This is a genomic window from Candidatus Nitrososphaera sp. 86-2 (assembly GCF_056726185.1).
The window spans coordinates 1,210,531-1,227,034 of record NZ_JBWZON010000001.1 but is presented as its reverse complement, the minus strand read 5'-3'; the positions used below and the strand labels follow the sequence as shown (position 1 = coordinate 1,227,034).

General features: G+C 53.9%; 17 protein-coding genes and 1 tRNA gene. 11 read left to right on the top strand and 7 right to left on the bottom strand.

Annotated features, from left to right (window positions below):
- Nucleotides 1-52: 52 nt before the first annotated feature.
- On the bottom strand, nt 53-616 hold the full coding sequence (locus tag ACYOR7_RS07455) for a methane monooxygenase/ammonia monooxygenase subunit C (RefSeq protein ID WP_294805111.1): 564 nt from the start codon (nt 614-616) through the stop codon (nt 53-55).
- Nucleotides 617-886: 270 nt separating this feature from the next.
- Here ACYOR7_RS07455 and ACYOR7_RS07450 point away from each other — a divergent pair, with 270 nt between their 5' ends.
- The 10 genes from ACYOR7_RS07450 (at nt 887) to ACYOR7_RS07405 (ending at nt 8,316) form a co-directional block, all read left to right on the top strand.
- Nucleotides 887-2,116: a multicopper oxidase domain-containing protein gene (locus ACYOR7_RS07450; protein WP_479913533.1), complete on the top strand. Its 1,230-nt coding sequence runs from the start codon at nt 887-889 to the stop codon at nt 2,114-2,116.
- A 95-nt stretch (nt 2,117-2,211) separates the two neighbouring features.
- Nucleotides 2,212-2,505, top strand: coding sequence for a hypothetical protein (locus ACYOR7_RS07445; RefSeq protein ID WP_294807631.1), 294 nt, complete (start codon nt 2,212-2,214; stop codon nt 2,503-2,505).
- Between the two features lie 378 nt (nt 2,506-2,883).
- Nucleotides 2,884-3,435: a hypothetical protein gene (locus ACYOR7_RS07440; RefSeq protein ID WP_294807630.1), complete on the top strand. Its 552-nt coding sequence runs from the start codon at nt 2,884-2,886 to the stop codon at nt 3,433-3,435.
- Nucleotides 3,436-3,604: 169 nt separating this feature from the next.
- On the top strand, nt 3,605-5,101 hold the full coding sequence (locus ACYOR7_RS07435) for an FAD-dependent oxidoreductase (protein WP_294807628.1): 1,497 nt from the start codon (nt 3,605-3,607) through the stop codon (nt 5,099-5,101).
- 72 nt (nt 5,102-5,173) lie between these two features.
- Nucleotides 5,174-5,569 (top strand): PKD domain-containing protein, encoded by a 396-nt coding sequence (locus ACYOR7_RS07430; protein ID WP_294807625.1) that lies wholly within the window; start codon nt 5,174-5,176, stop codon nt 5,567-5,569.
- A 40-nt stretch (nt 5,570-5,609) separates the two neighbouring features.
- Nucleotides 5,610-6,542, top strand: a complete 933-nt coding sequence (locus ACYOR7_RS07425; RefSeq protein ID WP_294807622.1) for an EF-Tu/IF-2/RF-3 family GTPase — start codon at nt 5,610-5,612, stop codon at nt 6,540-6,542.
- A gap of 75 nt (nt 6,543-6,617) precedes the next feature.
- Nucleotides 6,618-7,157, top strand: coding sequence for an endonuclease dU (locus tag ACYOR7_RS07420; RefSeq protein ID WP_294807620.1), 540 nt, complete (start codon nt 6,618-6,620; stop codon nt 7,155-7,157).
- A 53-nt stretch (nt 7,158-7,210) separates the two neighbouring features.
- On the top strand, nt 7,211-7,660 hold the full coding sequence (locus tag ACYOR7_RS07415; protein WP_294807617.1) for a DUF2171 domain-containing protein: 450 nt from the start codon (nt 7,211-7,213) through the stop codon (nt 7,658-7,660).
- 73 nt (nt 7,661-7,733) lie between these two features.
- Nucleotides 7,734-7,823: transfer RNA gene (locus tag ACYOR7_RS07410), tRNA-Cys, on the top strand.
- 31 nt (nt 7,824-7,854) lie between these two features.
- Nucleotides 7,855-8,316 carry an SRPBCC family protein gene (locus ACYOR7_RS07405; RefSeq protein ID WP_479913532.1) on the top strand — a complete coding sequence of 154 codons (462 nt, stop codon included), beginning with the start codon at nt 7,855-7,857 and terminating at the stop codon, nt 8,314-8,316.
- Here the strand turns inward: ACYOR7_RS07405 and ACYOR7_RS07400 are convergent.
- Both ACYOR7_RS07400 and ACYOR7_RS07395 read right to left on the bottom strand, forming a co-directional pair.
- Nucleotides 8,309-9,382: an NAD(P)-dependent glycerol-1-phosphate dehydrogenase gene (locus ACYOR7_RS07400; protein ID WP_294807610.1), complete on the bottom strand. Its 1,074-nt coding sequence runs from the start codon at nt 9,380-9,382 to the stop codon at nt 8,309-8,311. The two genes, ACYOR7_RS07405 and ACYOR7_RS07400, sit on opposite strands and share 8 nt — an antisense overlap.
- Nucleotides 9,383-9,386: 4 nt before the next feature.
- Complete coding sequence (locus ACYOR7_RS07395; protein WP_294807608.1) at nt 9,387-9,695, bottom strand: TRAM domain-containing protein; 309 nt, start codon at nt 9,693-9,695, stop codon at nt 9,387-9,389.
- A 140-nt stretch (nt 9,696-9,835) separates the two neighbouring features.
- On the opposite strand from ACYOR7_RS07395, the gene ACYOR7_RS07390 reads away from it, so the two are divergent.
- Nucleotides 9,836-11,719: a beta-CASP ribonuclease aCPSF1 gene (locus ACYOR7_RS07390; protein WP_479913531.1), complete on the top strand. Its 1,884-nt coding sequence runs from the start codon at nt 9,836-9,838 to the stop codon at nt 11,717-11,719.
- Here the strand turns inward: ACYOR7_RS07390 and sepF are convergent.
- The 4 genes from sepF to pheS all read right to left on the bottom strand — a co-directional run bounded on the left by sepF (nt 11,711) and on the right by pheS (nt 16,470).
- Nucleotides 11,711-12,004, bottom strand: coding sequence for a cell division protein SepF (gene sepF / locus ACYOR7_RS07385; RefSeq protein ID WP_479913530.1), 294 nt, complete (start codon nt 12,002-12,004; stop codon nt 11,711-11,713). The two genes, ACYOR7_RS07390 and sepF, sit on opposite strands and share 9 nt — an antisense overlap.
- 118 nt (nt 12,005-12,122) lie before the next feature.
- On the bottom strand, nt 12,123-13,169 hold the full coding sequence (locus ACYOR7_RS07380; RefSeq protein WP_479913529.1) for a tRNA (5-methylaminomethyl-2-thiouridylate)-methyltransferase: 1,047 nt from the start codon (nt 13,167-13,169) through the stop codon (nt 12,123-12,125).
- Between the two features lie 158 nt (nt 13,170-13,327).
- Nucleotides 13,328-14,980 carry a phenylalanine--tRNA ligase subunit beta gene (pheT, locus tag ACYOR7_RS07375; RefSeq protein WP_479913528.1) on the bottom strand — a complete coding sequence of 551 codons (1,653 nt, stop codon included), beginning with the start codon at nt 14,978-14,980 and terminating at the stop codon, nt 13,328-13,330.
- Nucleotides 14,968-16,470, bottom strand: coding sequence for a phenylalanine--tRNA ligase subunit alpha (gene pheS, locus ACYOR7_RS07370; protein WP_294808133.1), 1,503 nt, complete (start codon nt 16,468-16,470; stop codon nt 14,968-14,970). The genes pheT and pheS overlap by 13 nt, the downstream gene beginning before the upstream one ends.
- Nucleotides 16,471-16,504: the final 34 nt, after the last annotated feature.

The following is a 16,504-nucleotide window of genomic DNA, read 5'->3' as shown; positions in this document are numbered from 1 at the left end:
GACACTGGGTACAAAAGTCAGAATAAAAAATGAAAAAGAGGAGGGAGAGTGCTTATGGGATTGACCTGCTGTACAGCTTGCCTTCCAGTGCCAGCTTGTACATCTCTGCTATGTGCGGGTTCTTGGCCGGCGTTTCCTGCTGCAGTTCGACCATCCTTGCGTACACCCTTACCACGTATGCAAGTGCGCCCATGAATGCCACAACGACACCCATGTTGAACATCCAGTGGTTAGGAACAGAGAAGATCTCTTCGACCATCCAAAAGTGCCACATTTCGTTTACGCCGACTGTGAACATGGTCGCAAGATAGCCTATGATGGTTATCTTTAATCCTGTGTTCATCGAGTTTCCGGGGCCCCGTAGGATGGGAACTCTTCTGTCGTACATCGCCACCATTCCCCAGCCTACGGGAAGGGCGACAAAGTGGCTGTACAGCCACCAGTGGGCAGGCGTAAAGGCCGAGTCGCGGATGGACGTCTGGTGCAGCGAGCCGTCTACGTAGTTGTCGACTTCTACCGACAAAGCGATGGATGCCAGCACGATGAAAAAGACGTAAATCTTTCTCAGCCGCTGTATCTCGACTTCCTTCGGTATGAGTGATGGTATGAGAGCCATGGCAGATTCTTAGGTGGAGAGGTTGCTTATTAACGTACCCAATATTGAGTACTATTTGATCAATTTCCCGTTATAGGCTATATAGATGGTATATTTCCATATAGGGATATATAGAAAAAACATCTCTTATATCATACTAGTAGATATTTATGTTAATATGTAGATTATAGAAAATGAATATAGCATCAGGAATGCGCTTACAAATGCTGCATTCAAAAGCAAGCGTACTCTCGACAAGTCTTATATAGATCACGTTGATTATCGGAGGCAATGAACAAGGCAATCATTGCAGGGTTGGCTGCCGGTGTTCTGGTAGTGGGACTAATTTTCAGTCCGCTTTTTAACGGATTCCCACTTTCAGCTGCACAGGCTGCCCCAACTGGTGTCACTAGACACTATACCTTGATCGCAAGCGAAAAGGAGGTCCAAGTGGCTCCTGACGACGTTCTGCATCCTGGCGGAATAATGTACAACGCCATGGTCTTCAATGGCACCATTCCTGGTCCCGTTATGGCCTCAAACGTGGGCGACACTGTGTCAATCACCTTGAAGAATGAAGGCAAGCAGATCCACAGCATCGACTTCCACGCAGCAATCGGCCCGAGTCAAGTGCTTTCTGGCAACGTTGCCCCTGGAGAGTCCAAGTCTTGGACCTTTAGCACACCAAACTCTGGTGCATTTCTGTACCACTGCGGTGCTGACGGTCTGAACGGCGTCTGGGAGCACATTGCAAACGGCATGTACGGCGGATTCGTAGTCCACGCGACAAACGAGCAGCCGGCAAAGGAGTTCTACGTTGTATTCGGTGAAATCTACAACAGCGCAGACAAGGGTCTATTCGCCGGCACAAACGGCACAGTAGGCTCATTTAACATCACAAAGTTTGCAATGCAGCAGCCTGACCTCATCCTCACCAACGGCATGGCACACAAGTACGCACCAGCCGTCGGTAGCGCAGTCAAGCTCACTCTGAATGCAAACGCCACGGTCTTTAAGGTAAAGCCGGGTGAACTCACAAGGTGGTACATCGTGGCTCCAGGACCGAACGAGGGAGTTTCCTTCCACTTCATCGCGGGCCAGATTGACGTAAAGGATGGCTCGTTCAAGGGCAGGAACATGTCTCCTGAAAGGAACGAAGAGACTTGGTGGGTCCCAGTGGGCTCTGCTTCAGTGATCGAGTCTACGTTCCCTGAGAAGGGCGCCTATGTGGGTGTCGACCACAACATGGCTCATGTCGTAAAGGGCGGAGCATTTGTGGTAGTCGCCGACGACAGCTCGACTCCTGGCGACATTCCAAAGGAGGCGCAGGTTCCATCAAAGGCATGGCTTGACCAGCACGCCACGATGGGCGGCTCCATGATGGAAGGCTCGACTGGCAACATGACCTCTGGTGGTAACGCTACCTCTGGTGGTAACGCTACCTCTGGTGGTAACGCTACCTCTGGTGGTAACGCTACCTCTGGTGGTAACGCCACGACGAGCGGCAACTCCACGGGTTAAAAAAGCCCCCCAATGGGAGGCAACGCCTCCCCTTTTCTTTTTCTATAAAAACCACAAAGCTTTTCTATCCATCCCTTTGATTCTAGTAGCAGCTGATGGCCAAGCGCCAGTTTACTATTGACACCGGCAAGGAGCAGATACCTGTGGAAGGGCACGTGCACCGGAATGTCGCCGTGAAATACTTGATGAAGAGGCGCAGGTCCGTCCTCATGACAAAGAACCCGGAAAAGGTGGAGAAACTGTTTGCGGACCTGCCGACTTCAATAAAAATAATCGGCAAGCAGGTGACAAAAGAATACAAGGTGAACTGGCAGCGCGAGGGCACCGAGGACACGTACGCGGGTTCCCGCTTTGTGTTCACGATGGACGAAGTTGGCATTCCCGGCTAGCGTTAATTAGTCCTCGTTGGCAGATAATAATCTGCACACATACAAGATGAAACACACCTTCTGTCCTTCATGCGCTTTTGATTTTTTGCTTGCAGATCTTAACCGGATTGACGACGAGACGTTTGAGTGTCCAAACTGCCATCAGTTCAGCAACGTCAAGGATCTTTTCATTTTTGAGCGTTAGAAGGCAACATACAATTTTTCTGTACGTCGTCATGTTGTGGGTGTATATATTATTCCGTGATTTTTCTGCTCTGTCTCTGATTTGAAGAAAGAAAGCATAAAAGCGTTTTTTGTGCATAATTTGTACAAGGTAGAATTGCCTCGGATTTCATAGTTAAAAAAATACACAGAGAATCAAAACAGCAGCCGGATGCTGTGATATTCTCTGGCGATGAAAAAGAGATCGCTGAAATAAAAAAAGAAAACGACGACAACGGTTTCAGACTTGTAAGGCACAAAGACGGCATGGAGTGGTCGCTTGATAGGCGTGTGCATGGAGAACTCCGACCCTTTTCCTTCTCTGTGCGCAAATTGGCAAGAGCAAAAGACCGGCGCGACGCCGATGGCGACGTTCCATCAAAAGATGAGGTGTTTGTTGTACGTGAACAGATGTTCAAGCACAACGGCAACTTTTACATGATGGCTGGCCACCCTGCGGGCAAGCACTGGGACGAACACGTCAATGGTGCCGTAAGGTACATCAGCAGGCTGGACGGTTTTGATGACGATGATGCCGAGCTTTCACAAATCGACTACCATCACCGCAACTTGAGGGACAAGATAAAGAGACTGCGCGGCACAGCAGTGGGCGAAGCATCCGGCTTGGGAACAGAAGAGCGGGGCCATCGAGTGCAGCTAGACGACGAACTGGCAGACGTGGGGCTGTTTATTGCTGCAATCTCGTACCTCATATACGCGTCGGCTTGATCTGGAAAACAAGCAATCTTTGTCATGAATGTGTGGTATGCATACTACGCACATAAACACAAGAAGCAAGATATGTGCGTGCATGTGGCGCGTAAACTAACTATTGTCATTGCAGATATTTGCTAATCGCAAGTAACTCTATTAAGCAAAAAGTTCATGTTGATTCTTGATGGTCGAGCCAAACCGCGTCGGCGGATTTCCTTTTCGCAAGGCAGGTGCGGAAGAGCGAAAAACCAATTTTTCAGAGGTTCAGCAGCCCTATTCACAGGAAGAGGTCATGCAAGAAGCAGAGCGCTGCCTCTTGTGTGGAACTCCTGTGTGCATCGACGCATGTCCTGTCCTTTTGGACGTCCGGGGCATGAACGAGGCTGTCGCAAGAGGCGACTTTAAGACGGCCTATGAGCGGATCAGAGAGACAAATCCTCTGTTGGGCGTAACTGCCCGGTGCTGTCCGCAGCTGCAAGGACTGTGCGAAGATGCCTGCGTGCTAAAGTGGTCCGGGCAGCCGATTGGGATAGGTCTGATTCAAAGATATGTGGCCGACTGGGAGAGAAAGCACCGGCAGCCGCCATCGTCTTTGTCTATCGAGCCTGATACTGGAAAAAAGGTGGCAGTCATAGGTGCAGGTCCCGCCGGTCTTGCAGGCTCTGAACTTCTGAGGAGGTACGGCCACAAGGTCACGATATACGATGCATCCGCGATGCCCGGCGGAACAGCGTGGTATGGAGTTCCGGATTATCATCTACCAAAAGACGTCTTGCGCGATGAAATTGAAAAAATCAAGGCGATAGGAATAGACATCCGCACCGGAGTTACTGTAGGAAAGGACCTTACTCTCTCCCAGCTTTTGGATGAAAATGACGCGGTCTTGATTACCACCGGTTGCAAGGATGCTCGGAACCTCGATACCCCCGGAAGCGACCTGAAGGGAGTGTTGTCGGGATATGACTTTCTTGAAAGCGTCTTTGCAGGTGGAGTGGACAATTATTTGAAGAATCCCAGGTACGACCTTGGCACCGAAATCATTGTGATAGGGGGTGGAGACACGTCCCTTGATTGCGCTAGGACCGCTTTGAGGCTCACAAAAGGAAGGGGAAACGTCACGGTATTGTGCAGGCAGCCCGAGACCGAACTGCACACCGACCCCATAATGCTTAAAGAGGCAAAGGAAGAGGGAGTGAAATTCAAGTTTCTCGTACAGGCCCGGTCTTTTGAAGGCGACAGTAACGGCCACGTCAATGCGGCTCTTATAGACAGTTTGCACGAAAGCGCGCCCGACGACAAATCCGGAAAGCAAAAGCTAGAGCCTGCTGCGGGCAAGGAATTCAAAATGCCCTGCTCGACCGTGCTGGTGGCCATCGGAAGAGGGCCAAACTCTTTTCTGCAGAAAAAGACGGGGATAAAGACAGGCAAGCGCGATGCTATTGCGATTGGCGACGATCACAAGACGTCGGTGGAAAGAGTCTTTGCAGCAGGAGACGTCACCAGCGGTGAAACCCTTATCGTAAAGGCAATGGAAAAAGGGCGCGATGGGGCGCAAAGGGTTCATGAATACCTGATGCACATGGAAGGCAACCACGTATCGTTTTACGAAAAATATTACAAGCAAAGGTCGTACGATAGGATGCTTGCCGGCAAGGAGGACGAAGGAATGCCTCCTGATTAAGAGAAAAGAGATGGATGACGGATATGCTTATCTTTATAAATTCGAAGCGATCTGCGTTTCTTGTTGCCTTTGGTGAGCAGGAATAGCGCGCTCGTTTTCGGCATAATCGGGGTTGTCGCAGTCGTGCTCGTGGTGGCGTACACTGTCCCGATGAAATTTTTAGGAGAAAAGCCAAAGACGTTCCGCGTGAACGCGGACAACTTTTTCAAGATAAGAGTAGGCGAAAAGGCGCCGTTTGTCGGCGTCGCCCGTGACGGGGTCGAGCCTTACCGGTATGCGTGGAACTTTGGCGACGGAGCAGTCTCGCAGCTGCAGAACGCTACTCACGCCTATGCAAAGGAAGGAAGCTACAAGGTCACCCTTGCGGTGACGGACGCCGCCGGAACGGTGACTAGCATATCAAACATGGTCGACGTCTATCCCCCAGGCGCAAACTTTACCCGGCAGGACCACCTGCTCGACTATTGACCGCAAAGCATTATACCGGCACGGCTGAAACAGCGGCATATTGAACAGCGTCAACTTTGTCGTGCTCGGCGACCCTGCAATAGCAGGCGAGCTAGGAAAAAAGGGCACGTCCACCGACATCACGATATACGACCGCAAGACAGCGGACATTGTCTACACCTGGACTGTGCCAATTACATTTCCCGACAAGATACAGCCCCTGATGCAGGCTGTGAACATTGCCGAATACGCGATTCTGAATGTGTCAAAACTGGACAGGTTCCTTGGCGAGCAGGTGCTTGCGCTTGACTATGCCGGAATCAAGGAAGGCTTTGTGCTGCACTCGTACGAAGTCGACAGGGAAAAACTGCGGGCGCTCTTGAAAGGTACGTCGCTTGCCGGCTACCAGTTCGTAGACAGCGTGGACCAGCTAAAGCAGGAGATGGCCAAGCTTGTACCAAAGGGGCAGGACGGGCCGGTGATGATACCAGTCGACCACGCGTTTGATGTCAAGGGCGTCGGAACGGTCGTCCTCGGGGTTGTGAGGCAGGGGAACATCAAGGCGTATGACGAGCTGACGCTCCAGCCCTCCGGCAAGAACGTGCTTGTAAAGTCGATACAGATGCACGACGACCCCGTAGAAAATTCGTCAAGCCCGGCGCGAGTCGGCCTTGCGGTAAAGGGCCCCTCTGCCGGCGACATATCCCGGGGCGACATGATATGTGCCCCCGGCACTGTCAAGGTGGCGTCCGGCCCAGTGACTGCAAAATTCCAGAAAAGCCCGTTCTTCAAAGGCGAGCTTGCCGACAACCAGATGTACATGCTGTCAGTGGGGATGCAGATACGGCCGGTGAAAGTAAAACTGGCTGCCGGCGACACGCTAGAGATAACGCCGGAAAAGCCGATGGTGTACCTGCCGGGACAGACTTGCGTGCTCCTAAAGCCGGATAGCCAGACCACTAGGATTATCGGCAAGGGCGTGTTTCAGTACTAGTAGCAAGAAAACGCTTATCGACAGGCGCGCCGGATAATAATTATTATCCGCAGGGTACATTCCGAGAAAAAGGGCGTGCGCGTCTTTGCAGTGGCCGAGAGTTTCAGAAAGGCTGCCAAAAGCTCGGTCCTCGCCGGCGTGGTGATGCGCCGCGACCTAGTCATTGACGGCATGGCGTTTGGCCGGGCTACCGTCGGGGGCGACGACGCCACAGACACGATTGTCTCCATGTGCCAGTCGCTTGAGCGTGACGACATCAACTGCATACTGCTTGGCGGCCTCGTGATAAGCATGTACAACATCATTGACGGGCAGCAGATTTCGCACGACACGGGCCTGCCAGTGGTTGCGATAACGTTTGAGGATTCAAAAGGGCTTGAAGGAGCCATCAGGCACCACTTTTCAAAAGGGTGGGAAGAAAAGGTGGAAAGGTACAGAAAGCTCGGAGAGCGGGAGCGGGTGGCGCTCAGGACAGGCAAGCCTCTGTACATACGGTACTGGGGCATCACGCAGAAACGCGCCCTTGCAGTTCTGAACGCCTTTACTCTGCAGGGGGCGCTGCCCGAGCCTGTCAAGGTTGCCAAGATAGCCGCGCGCTCTGCCCTCTCTTTATGAAAAAAAATAGATGGTGTAAAAACTCTTTAATTTTGTTTTTTACGATAGTACGTATGGAGAACGCGCCAAGCAAATCCGGCTGGATTGGCATGATCAATGAATCGGTCCATACCAGCGATGATCAGGACATTGGCGATGTCGAGGCAGTGAGCAGGGACTTTATTGTTGTCAAGCGCGGCTTTGTAAATGTGCACCATTATTACATCCCCGTATCCAAGGTTGAAGGATGGGATGGGGATGTGCTATGGCTCCGGGTAAGCGAAGACGAGGTAAAGAGAAACTACGAGCGCAACGTAAACCCCGACCCGTACAGGTATTATGTCAAGGACTATCCGTACTATGAGGCAGGCTATTCTCCGTTTCTGACAATCCCAAGAAGGTATACACCCCCTGTCTATTCCGGTGCAACGGCGCCAACAAAACTCCTATACAAATGTGACATCTGCGACAAGGAATTCCCAACAGCCGACGACTTTAGCAACCACGTCAAGGCTATGCACTAGCTCCGGTGGCATGGCCCGCTCTGCAAAAATACCTTTACGTATAAATTAGAACCACCAAGAATGAATGTCAAGCGGTGGGGTGGCAGAGCGGCCATGCGTTCGCCTGCAGCACTGTACATGTGCAGTCAGCGGATTTATAGGGGTTCGAATCCCCTCCCCACCTTCTTTTCTCATAACACAAAAGTCAAATTGCTTTGCTATTTCTCATCTTCCTGTTGCGCAAGTTCTCGCACGCCTTTACAGTGGATGCTCCAATCGAAAAGGTATGGGCTTTTTACACTGACATAGGCCACCTTGAAGTCATCACGCCTCCCGAAATGGGCTTGAAGGTGGTAAGATGCACCACGGGCAGGCAGCTAGCAGAGGATACGGAGGTGTGGCTGGAGGGAAACTTGGTAGTGAAAAGCAGGTGGCACTCTAGAATAACGCATCTCCAGCCTTATGCGTACGTCGACGAGATGCTTGAGGGCCGGTTCAGGGTGTGGAAGCACACTCATTCGTTTGAGAAAACCATCAGCGGGACCACGGTCATCGACGAGGTTGACTTTGAATTGCGCTACGGTCCGCTCGGAAAAGCGCTTGAAGGCTATGCCGAAAAGCAGCTGGCAAAGATATTTGCACACCGGAAAGACGCGACGATAGAAGCGCTCAGATGACCTTTGTTGCCGCCGCAAGCTCGCGGGCCTTTTTCTTGTCCATCTTTACCTTGCTCAGTATCGTGTAGCGGTCTGGCCGGAGAGACTGCGCCTTTACGAGGGCCTGCACCACGTGGTCCTCAGTCAAGCCGATTTGCTTCGCCTTTGTAGGAGCGCCCATGTCCTCCAGCGTCTGCCTGACGCTTTCCCAGTCAAGGCCGTGCAGCCTGGCCATCATTATCGTGCCGATTCCGACGCGCTCGCCATGCAGGCCGCACTCTGCTCCCCCGGCGACGTACTCTAGCGCGTGGCTGAACAGGTGCTCTGCACCCGAGCAGGGCCGGCTGCTCCCGGCGATGCAGGCGGCTACTCCTGCGCTGATGAGCGCTTCGACGACCGTCCTGATGCCTAGGCGCTCGTTCTTTTTCAGTTTTTCAGACTCTTCCAGTATTATCTGGGCGCTCATGTACGCAAGGTTTGCCGCATAAGTGCCAAAGTACTCGCCCTTTTCGTCCCTTGCAAGCTCCCAGTCTTTTACCGCCGTTATCTTGGCCACCAAGTCGCCGCAGCCGCCGGCCAAAAGGCGCGGTGGCGCCTGCGACAAAAGATGCGTGTCTGCAAGGACGCCTATGGGCGTGTTGGCCTTTATAGAGTGCGGCTTGTCTATCCCCCTCACAGAAACAAACGGGCTTGATATGCCGTCGTGCGACGCCGAGGTCGGCACGCTCAGAAACGGCCTTGACAACCTATAAGCCGTCATCTTTGCGACATCCACCGACCTGCCGCCTCCAAACCCTATCACGAAATCGGGCCTGTCGTCCTTTATCTTGTCGTACAGTTTGTTGACCGTGTCCATCGAGGCATCCGACACCACGTGCCACTTTGCCTTCAGCATGGCATCCTCAAGCGAAGAATTGCACAACACGCCTGCGCGCTCTTTGACTATCTTGCCCGTGATGACTGCGACGTTCCTTGCAGACATGTCAAGCGATCTGACAAATGGGCCCACCTCTGCTATCACCCGCTCGCCTATCAGTATCTTCCTTGGCAGTTCCATCAGGTGGGACGGGGGAGACGCTGATACCATTCGCTCACTCGTCGCTGTCGGCCGAAGTCTCGGCCTCGGCTTCCGGGGGAAGAGACTCGATGCTTTCGGCGATCTCCGCGGTCGCAAAGCCGCTTCCTACCTTGGTTATCCTTATCCTCACTGAATCGCCCACCTTGGCGCCTGCCACAAAAATCACCAGTCCCTGAATTTTCGCGACCCCGCTGTCGCCTCTTCTGCTCATCGACTCTATAGTAACATCATATTCTTGGCCGACGCTTAAAGGCGCAAGCCGGAACGGCCGGGGGCCTCCAAAGCGCCTGGGGCCGCGAGAGCCGGAGGAACTGCCTTCCAAATGTATATCTCGCACTAGATATGGCAGGTTGATATTTCAACCTTGGCCAAATATTTAATACGGGCGGCGCGTTACAAAGCATATCCAGCCGGCGTCATTATTTTGATGCTTGCATATGATGAATTAGTGAGATTGCATTAATGCAACGTAGGCCACAAAGCGAGCAAGGCAGCCAGAACATAATGGCGGTGATACTGCAGAGTCTGCCACAGGAGGCCGCGCTCACGAAAATAGAGTACGAAGGGCCCAAGATTGCCCTCTACTCAAAGAACCCTGCGTACCTGATGCAGAACAGCCAGGTCGTCTCAAACATGGTAAACACGATAAAAAAGCGCATCGTGGTGCGCACCGACGAGTCCATACGCAAGCCGCAGGCCCAGTCCGCGCAGATAATCTCAAAATCGATACCCGCGGAGGTGGGAGTCGCCGGAACGTTTTTCGACCCCGTGCTTGGCGAGGCCGTGGTGTTTGCGAAAAAGCCCTGGATGCTTGCACAGACTGGCGAGGACTTTGACAACATAGACCTTGCTGAAAAGACGGGCTGGCGCGTCAGGATTAGAAAGGCCCCGCGCAGCATGGCCGCGATTGAAAATATTTACCGGTTGATGGGTGAGACGGTCGCCGAGCGCACCCGGTTCTACAGGGAGGTGGGCGACAAGATATTCCGCGACAAGCTCATCGGCGAGGCGGAGGCGAGCCTGATGACGCTTGGAGGCTTTGCAGAGGTGGGCAGATCGTGCATGTTGCTTGCGACGCAGGAGAGCAAGATATTGCTTGACTGCGGCATAAATGAGAGCGCTAGAGACTCGCTCTTGGCCCTCCCGAGGTTTGACGTCGCCGGCATCGGCATGGACGAGATAGACGCAGTCGTCCTGAGCCACGCACACATGGACCACGCCGGATTTGTCCCGGCGCTGTTCAAGTACGGCTACGACGGCCCCGTCTATTGTACCGAGCCGACCCTGCTCCTTATGGGGATACTGCAGCAGGACTATGTCAAAAGGTCCAAGACTCCGTTGTATTCGGAAAAGGACATCGAGCGCGCCCTCGTTCACACGATACCGCTTACGCACGGAGTCGTGACTGACATCTCGCCCGACGTGAAACTCGTGCTTTCAAACTCGGGCCACATGCTCGGCTCCGTCTCGGCGCACCTGCACATCGGAAATGGCGACCACAACTTGGTCTACACTGGCGACATGAAGTTCGGCAAGACGCTTGCGCTTGACAACGCCTACTGGAACTTTCCCCGCGTCGAGACGATGATTATCGAAAGCACGTACGGGGGCAAGGAGGATGTCCTGTGCCCGCGAGAAGAAGCCGAGGCGCACCTTGCACGCATGATAACTTCAGCCGCGCACGCCGGCGGGCGCGTTCTGTTGCCTGTGCCGGCGGCGGGAATCGCGCAGGAACTGTTGCTCACGCTGGACCTGCTGAGCAGGGCAAGCAGGATAACAAACGTGCCCGTACTGGTTGAAAAGATAATCTCTGACGCAACTGCCATACACGAGGCGTACCCAGAGTTTCTGTCACGCGACCTCCGTCCGCGCATAAGCGAGTCGGAAGAAAGCCCGTTTGGCTCGCAGTTTTCCACCGTCGAGTCGTTTGAAACAAAGCAGGGCGAGCCGGCGGTGATACTTGCGCCGTCGTCGATGCTCATAGGCGGGCCGTCTGCGGGATATCTGAAGCAGATAGCCTCTGACCCGACGAGCAAGGTGATAATGGTGTCGTACCAGGCGCCGGATACTCCCGGCAGGCTGCTCCTAGACGGCAGCCGGCAAGTAACTATAAACGGCGAGGCGCTAAACGTGCGCTGTCAGGTGGACCGCATCGACGGCTTTGCGAGCCACAGCGACTACAACCAGCTGATGGCCTACGTCAGCAGGCTTCGGCCGAAACTGCGCCGTGTCCTCGTGAACCACGGCGAGCGGCCAAAGGCGCAGAACCTTGCAAGCCAGATAAACAAGATATTCAAGATACAGACGCAGCACCCGCTCGTGCAGGAAGCGGTAAAGCTACTTTAGGTCATACGCGCCCCGCCAGATCTTGACGCCCGGGGGCGTTATCACGATGCGCTCCTCGCCCAGTCTCGCGATGTCGCCTCCGATGGACTGCGCATAAGAGTATAGTTCCTCCACTACCTTGCGCAGCTCTTCCACGTCCTTTTGCGCCAATGGAGTCACCCGGAGGATGACTATCATGTGCTTTTTAATGTCTTCCTTCACTCCCTGGGCGTCCGTGACGTCCCGTAGGGTCAGCGCCTTTAGGTACACTGGCGCCTTTTGAGTAGTGGTTGGCCTGTCCGTCACTTGATTCGCAGGAGAAAATTCGGGTTCGCTCTCAATAGTCTAGGTGGTCAAAAGTCGTTCACCGGATTGTCGATTTTTCGATGTACGCGTTGCATTGTCCGATTTTGGGCAAAAAATGCTAGATGCGCAGGGCATCGGTCTCGGATATGCCCGCCGGCGCCACTTCGAGCTCTTGCTCCCTGCCTGCAATCGTCACTTTGACCGTGGATTTTGTATCTTTGGGTGCGTCAGAGTAGCGCAGGGCGATTCCGGCTGCCTTTGCAATCGTTGCCTCGTCGTGGCTTTTTCCGCGCAGTATGCAGGTCGGCCCTACATGGTCCTTTGCCTCAAGGACTACGTCCGTGTCCTCGACTAACGCCTTTATTACCTCGTTTTCGTCTTTGTTCCTGCCCACAACCAGCTTTTCAGCAGGTGTCATGCGGAAGTGGCGCCCGACCTTCAAGAGCTCAATGTCGTTTATCGTGGGTATGTCGTCTGCGTGCTCCATAGCATCCTCGACGCGCTTTGAAAATGCAGGATCGGTAAGCAGGCATCCACCTGCGGCGTTTGGCGGCTCTTGGACGCCAAAGTGCTTGGCCATTGCCAGCTGGCCCTTTCTTGACCTGCCCTTGATGTCGCCCATGTTCTCGCGTTTTATCAGGCCCTCCTTCTCTGCGTCGGTTGCAGGCATGTGCTTTGCCGACAGCGGTCTCAATACTTTGCCTTCAAGGCCCGTCTCGTTTTCAATAATGTGCAACGCTCTATTATTTTGGCTCATGGGGCGCTGGAACAGCACTTCGCCTGTCACGATAAAGTCGGCGCCAATCTTTTCCATGTGCTCCTTTGCAGCGCCGTACATCATCTCCCTGCAATCGATGCACGGGTTCATGCCAGAGCCGTAGCCATGCTTGGGTTTTTTGAGCATACGGAGATAGTCTTCTCCAAAATACACCGTCTTTAGTTTCACGCCCAGTTCGTCAGCCACTTCCTTCACCCTGTGGCCGCAGCCCTTGCCACAGTCAAAGTCGCAGAACGGCGTCTTTATCGCCACCGCCTCGACATCGACTCCCTGCTCAAGCATCATCCTCACTGCGAGGCTGCTGTCCAGCCCCCCTGAAAGGAGCGCTACTGCCTTTGGCTGCTTTTTCTCAGAGTCGTTTTTTTCTTGGCCGTCCTGCTGCGACATTATATGAGTGGTTGTGGCCGGTTTCGTTATAAAAAGGTGTGTGCCCCGCTTCTGACTCACACGCGCTCATGGGTTTTAGCCGTTTGACTCCTCTGCGTGCTCTTTAAACGGGGTGTACAGAATGGGCGCGCGTAGCTATTTGTGGCTTACTACTGCTACTATAGAGACAAAAGCGCCGACAGGTCTATCTCGAACGCCGCGACTGGCACGCGCAGATGAAAGTTGTCGATTGCAAGTGGCGTTATCTCGCCTATGATGCCCACATCCTTGTTTGTTATCACTCTGGCGCACCGGCCTTTGATGTACAGCGGGTCGTCTGCCACCTTTGTGGTCGCAGACATGCCAAACCCAGACGAAAGGAGTGCCTGCATCGCAGACTTTATCTCTGTGTAACCTGCCTCTCCGTGCGCAACCACCGCCGCAACGCGCCACTTTTCGATTATCTGGCAGCCATCATCCTGCCTGTGAAAAGTCTTGCCTATCTCGAACAGCCGCTGCGGGTACTCTTCATGCACGTTTCGAGAAAGCGACTGCAGGAGCGACGGGACGAGCGAACTTCTCAACACTTCGTGCTCGTTGCTCTTTGTCCCATCCACCGCAAGGACACCGCCTTCCGGCCTGCCGCACAGCGAGTACTGCACCTGCCTGCTAGTGAGCGAAAAGTTGAACGATTCGAGCATCCCAAGGCCGGTAAGCGCCTGCCTGGCCGCGGCAAAGTGCGACGAAAGCGCCGATCGCTGACCCGAAGTCGGTGACACCGGGAAATTTGGCTCCATGCGATAGACACCGTAGCCTATTGCGACTTCCTCTGCAAGGTCTATCTCGTGGGTGATGTCCGTCCTGTAGCGCGGGACCGTGCACGCTATCTTGTTATTGTTTCCAGTCGCTTTGGCGTCCAGCCTGCTCTTTTTCAGGCATTTTGCAATTTCATTTGCTGTCAGGTCAAGGCCTAGGATGTCGTTTATGTATCCTGCATCGACAGACATTTTCCTTGCCGCCACATCCGGTGTCTCTTGCTTTTTGCCGCTATCTGCTATCGTGACTGTCTTTATCTGGAACCCTGCGTCAGAGAGTGTGACTGCAATCACCGCAAGCACGTCTCCGGCGGCCTTTATGTCAGTCGCAGTCACCTCCACGAACAGGTTCCTGCATTTTTCGTCTACCTTGGTCGCCTCGCCGTTGATGATTGGCGGAAGGGAAAGCGTCGTCCCCGCGCCGTCTGTTATAATTGGATATTTCGGTCCGGAAAGCAGGTGGCCGTACATCCTGCCTGTTTCGGTTTCTTGCAGTATCTGCTCGATTGTCTGTTCTTTTGAACCCCCAAGCGGAACAAACGAGTAGTCGCTGTCTGCAACAGTGTATTTTACCGGGAATTTTATAGCATCGAGGTTGTGGATGCCAATTGACGCCTTTTTCCTGCGCCTGCCGACTCCGTTGTGCAGGTCTTCCTGCATCGCTATCAGCTGCTTTATCGTCTCATCATCCAGCTTGCCATTCTTTGCGACTAGCGCGACCACAAACGGCCTGGCCTTCTTGACCGATTTATCCACGCTGACGACAAGGCCGCTCTTGCCGGCAAGCCTGAATTTCGGCATCCCTTCCTCCTTGCCAACGAGCCCTGCAAGCGCCCTGAAAATCCCATAGTCGGACGAAAAGTCCGGCCTGTTCGGGTTGTACTCTACCCTTACAATATTGCCGTCCATGCCTTCAATATCTAGGCCGACAAACGGCAGCATGTCAAGCGCCTTCTCTGCCTTGACGCCGGGCAGGAACTTTTTCAGCCTGTCAAGCGCGACGTTTACAACTGGCATCTTGGCACGCTCCTGAGCCACGAAACCCTGTTGGTGTAAAGGTCGCGCACGTCGTCCAGTCCAAAGCGCAGCATTGCAATCCTTTCCAGGCCACCGCCCCACGCAAGCACAGGATTCTTTATCCCAAGTGGCTTTGTCACCTCCGGCCTGAACATCCCCATGCCGAACAGCTCAACCCACTTTTCCAGCCTGTCGTTGTAGACCATGCTCTGAAGCGACGGCTCTGTATATGGAAAGAACGTCGGCCAGAACTTGACTTTTTTTATTCCCATCCTTGCATAGAACTCTTTTTGCAGTCCCATGAGGTCGCGAAGTGACGCCTTTGGCGCTGTCGCCACGCCCTCGACCTGGTGGAACTCGACAAGGTGCTTGTACGACACCTTTTCGTTGCGGAACACGCGGCCGACTGAAAAGAAACGCGCGACCTCTGGCTTTAGCTTTGCGAGGTGCTGCAGCGTGACCGGGGTGGTATGTGTGCGAAGCACAACGCGCTCTGCCTCTTCAGGTTTCCAGCCGCCCCATCCATGCTTGTGGACGCCTGACACTTTTGTAGTCTGATCTTTGCTTGCCGGTATTGCCTGCCTTTCGCCGGAAACGTAGAACGTGTCCTGCATCTCTCTTGCGGGGTGGTCCTGCGGCGTATAGAGCGCGTCAAAGTTCCAGAACCCTGACTGCACTATAGGGCCGTCTATCTCTGAAAAGCCAAGGCCGACAAAGATCTCTTTTACCTCCTCGATAATGTCGACAAGCGGATGGCTCCTTCCCGGGTACACTGCCGGCGCCGGCGCCTCGACATCCAGCGCACTGAATTCTACTTCTTTCCATTTTCCTGAAGTGATGAGTTCTGTGGTGAGCCGGCGCTCCTGCGCCTTTTCGTTTTCGATGGCCGGCAAGAGTGCCCTGCCAGCCTCCGTGATTGAAACGCGCGTCTCTTTCTGTTCCTTGATTGTGATGTAGTTGGGGCGCTTTTTCAGCAGGTCTAGCCCCCTTTTTTCCTGCTCCAAAAGTGCGGAAGAATCTACGCTCCCTGATGATGATGACTGCAGGCGCGCCAGCAATGCTTCCTCTGCCGACTGCGCTCCTGCGGCCTCTGTCGCGGACATTCTGTTGCCTTCTGCAAACTCGATCCATCGGTTGCGCCTTGCGCCCGACACGGCCGCGTTCACCTCGTCGCCCTTGAGCGCGCCAGATGTTAGTACGTCTGCCATCGTCGTCTTGCCCTCCTTAACTGCGCGTACGAGTCTCCGCTCGGGCAAACCAGACTGCGCCGCTTCCGTCCCTGCAGCGCCAAGTGAAACCGTGAAAGATGCAAGCTCGCTTGCCGAGGCGAGGTTCTTGAACTTTAGCCACTCGACTCCGCGCCTTGCCTGGTCGATTGAAAGCGATGCGGCTTCGGCGAGTTTCTCGGTTGATATCTCTTGCCTCCCTGAAAGTGCCTTTAATATCGCCCGCTCTATCGGGTGGAGCGCCGCGGCGTCGCTGCTACTCATTGTTCAGGGTTGTCAGGTGGGAAGAGTTTTTAAA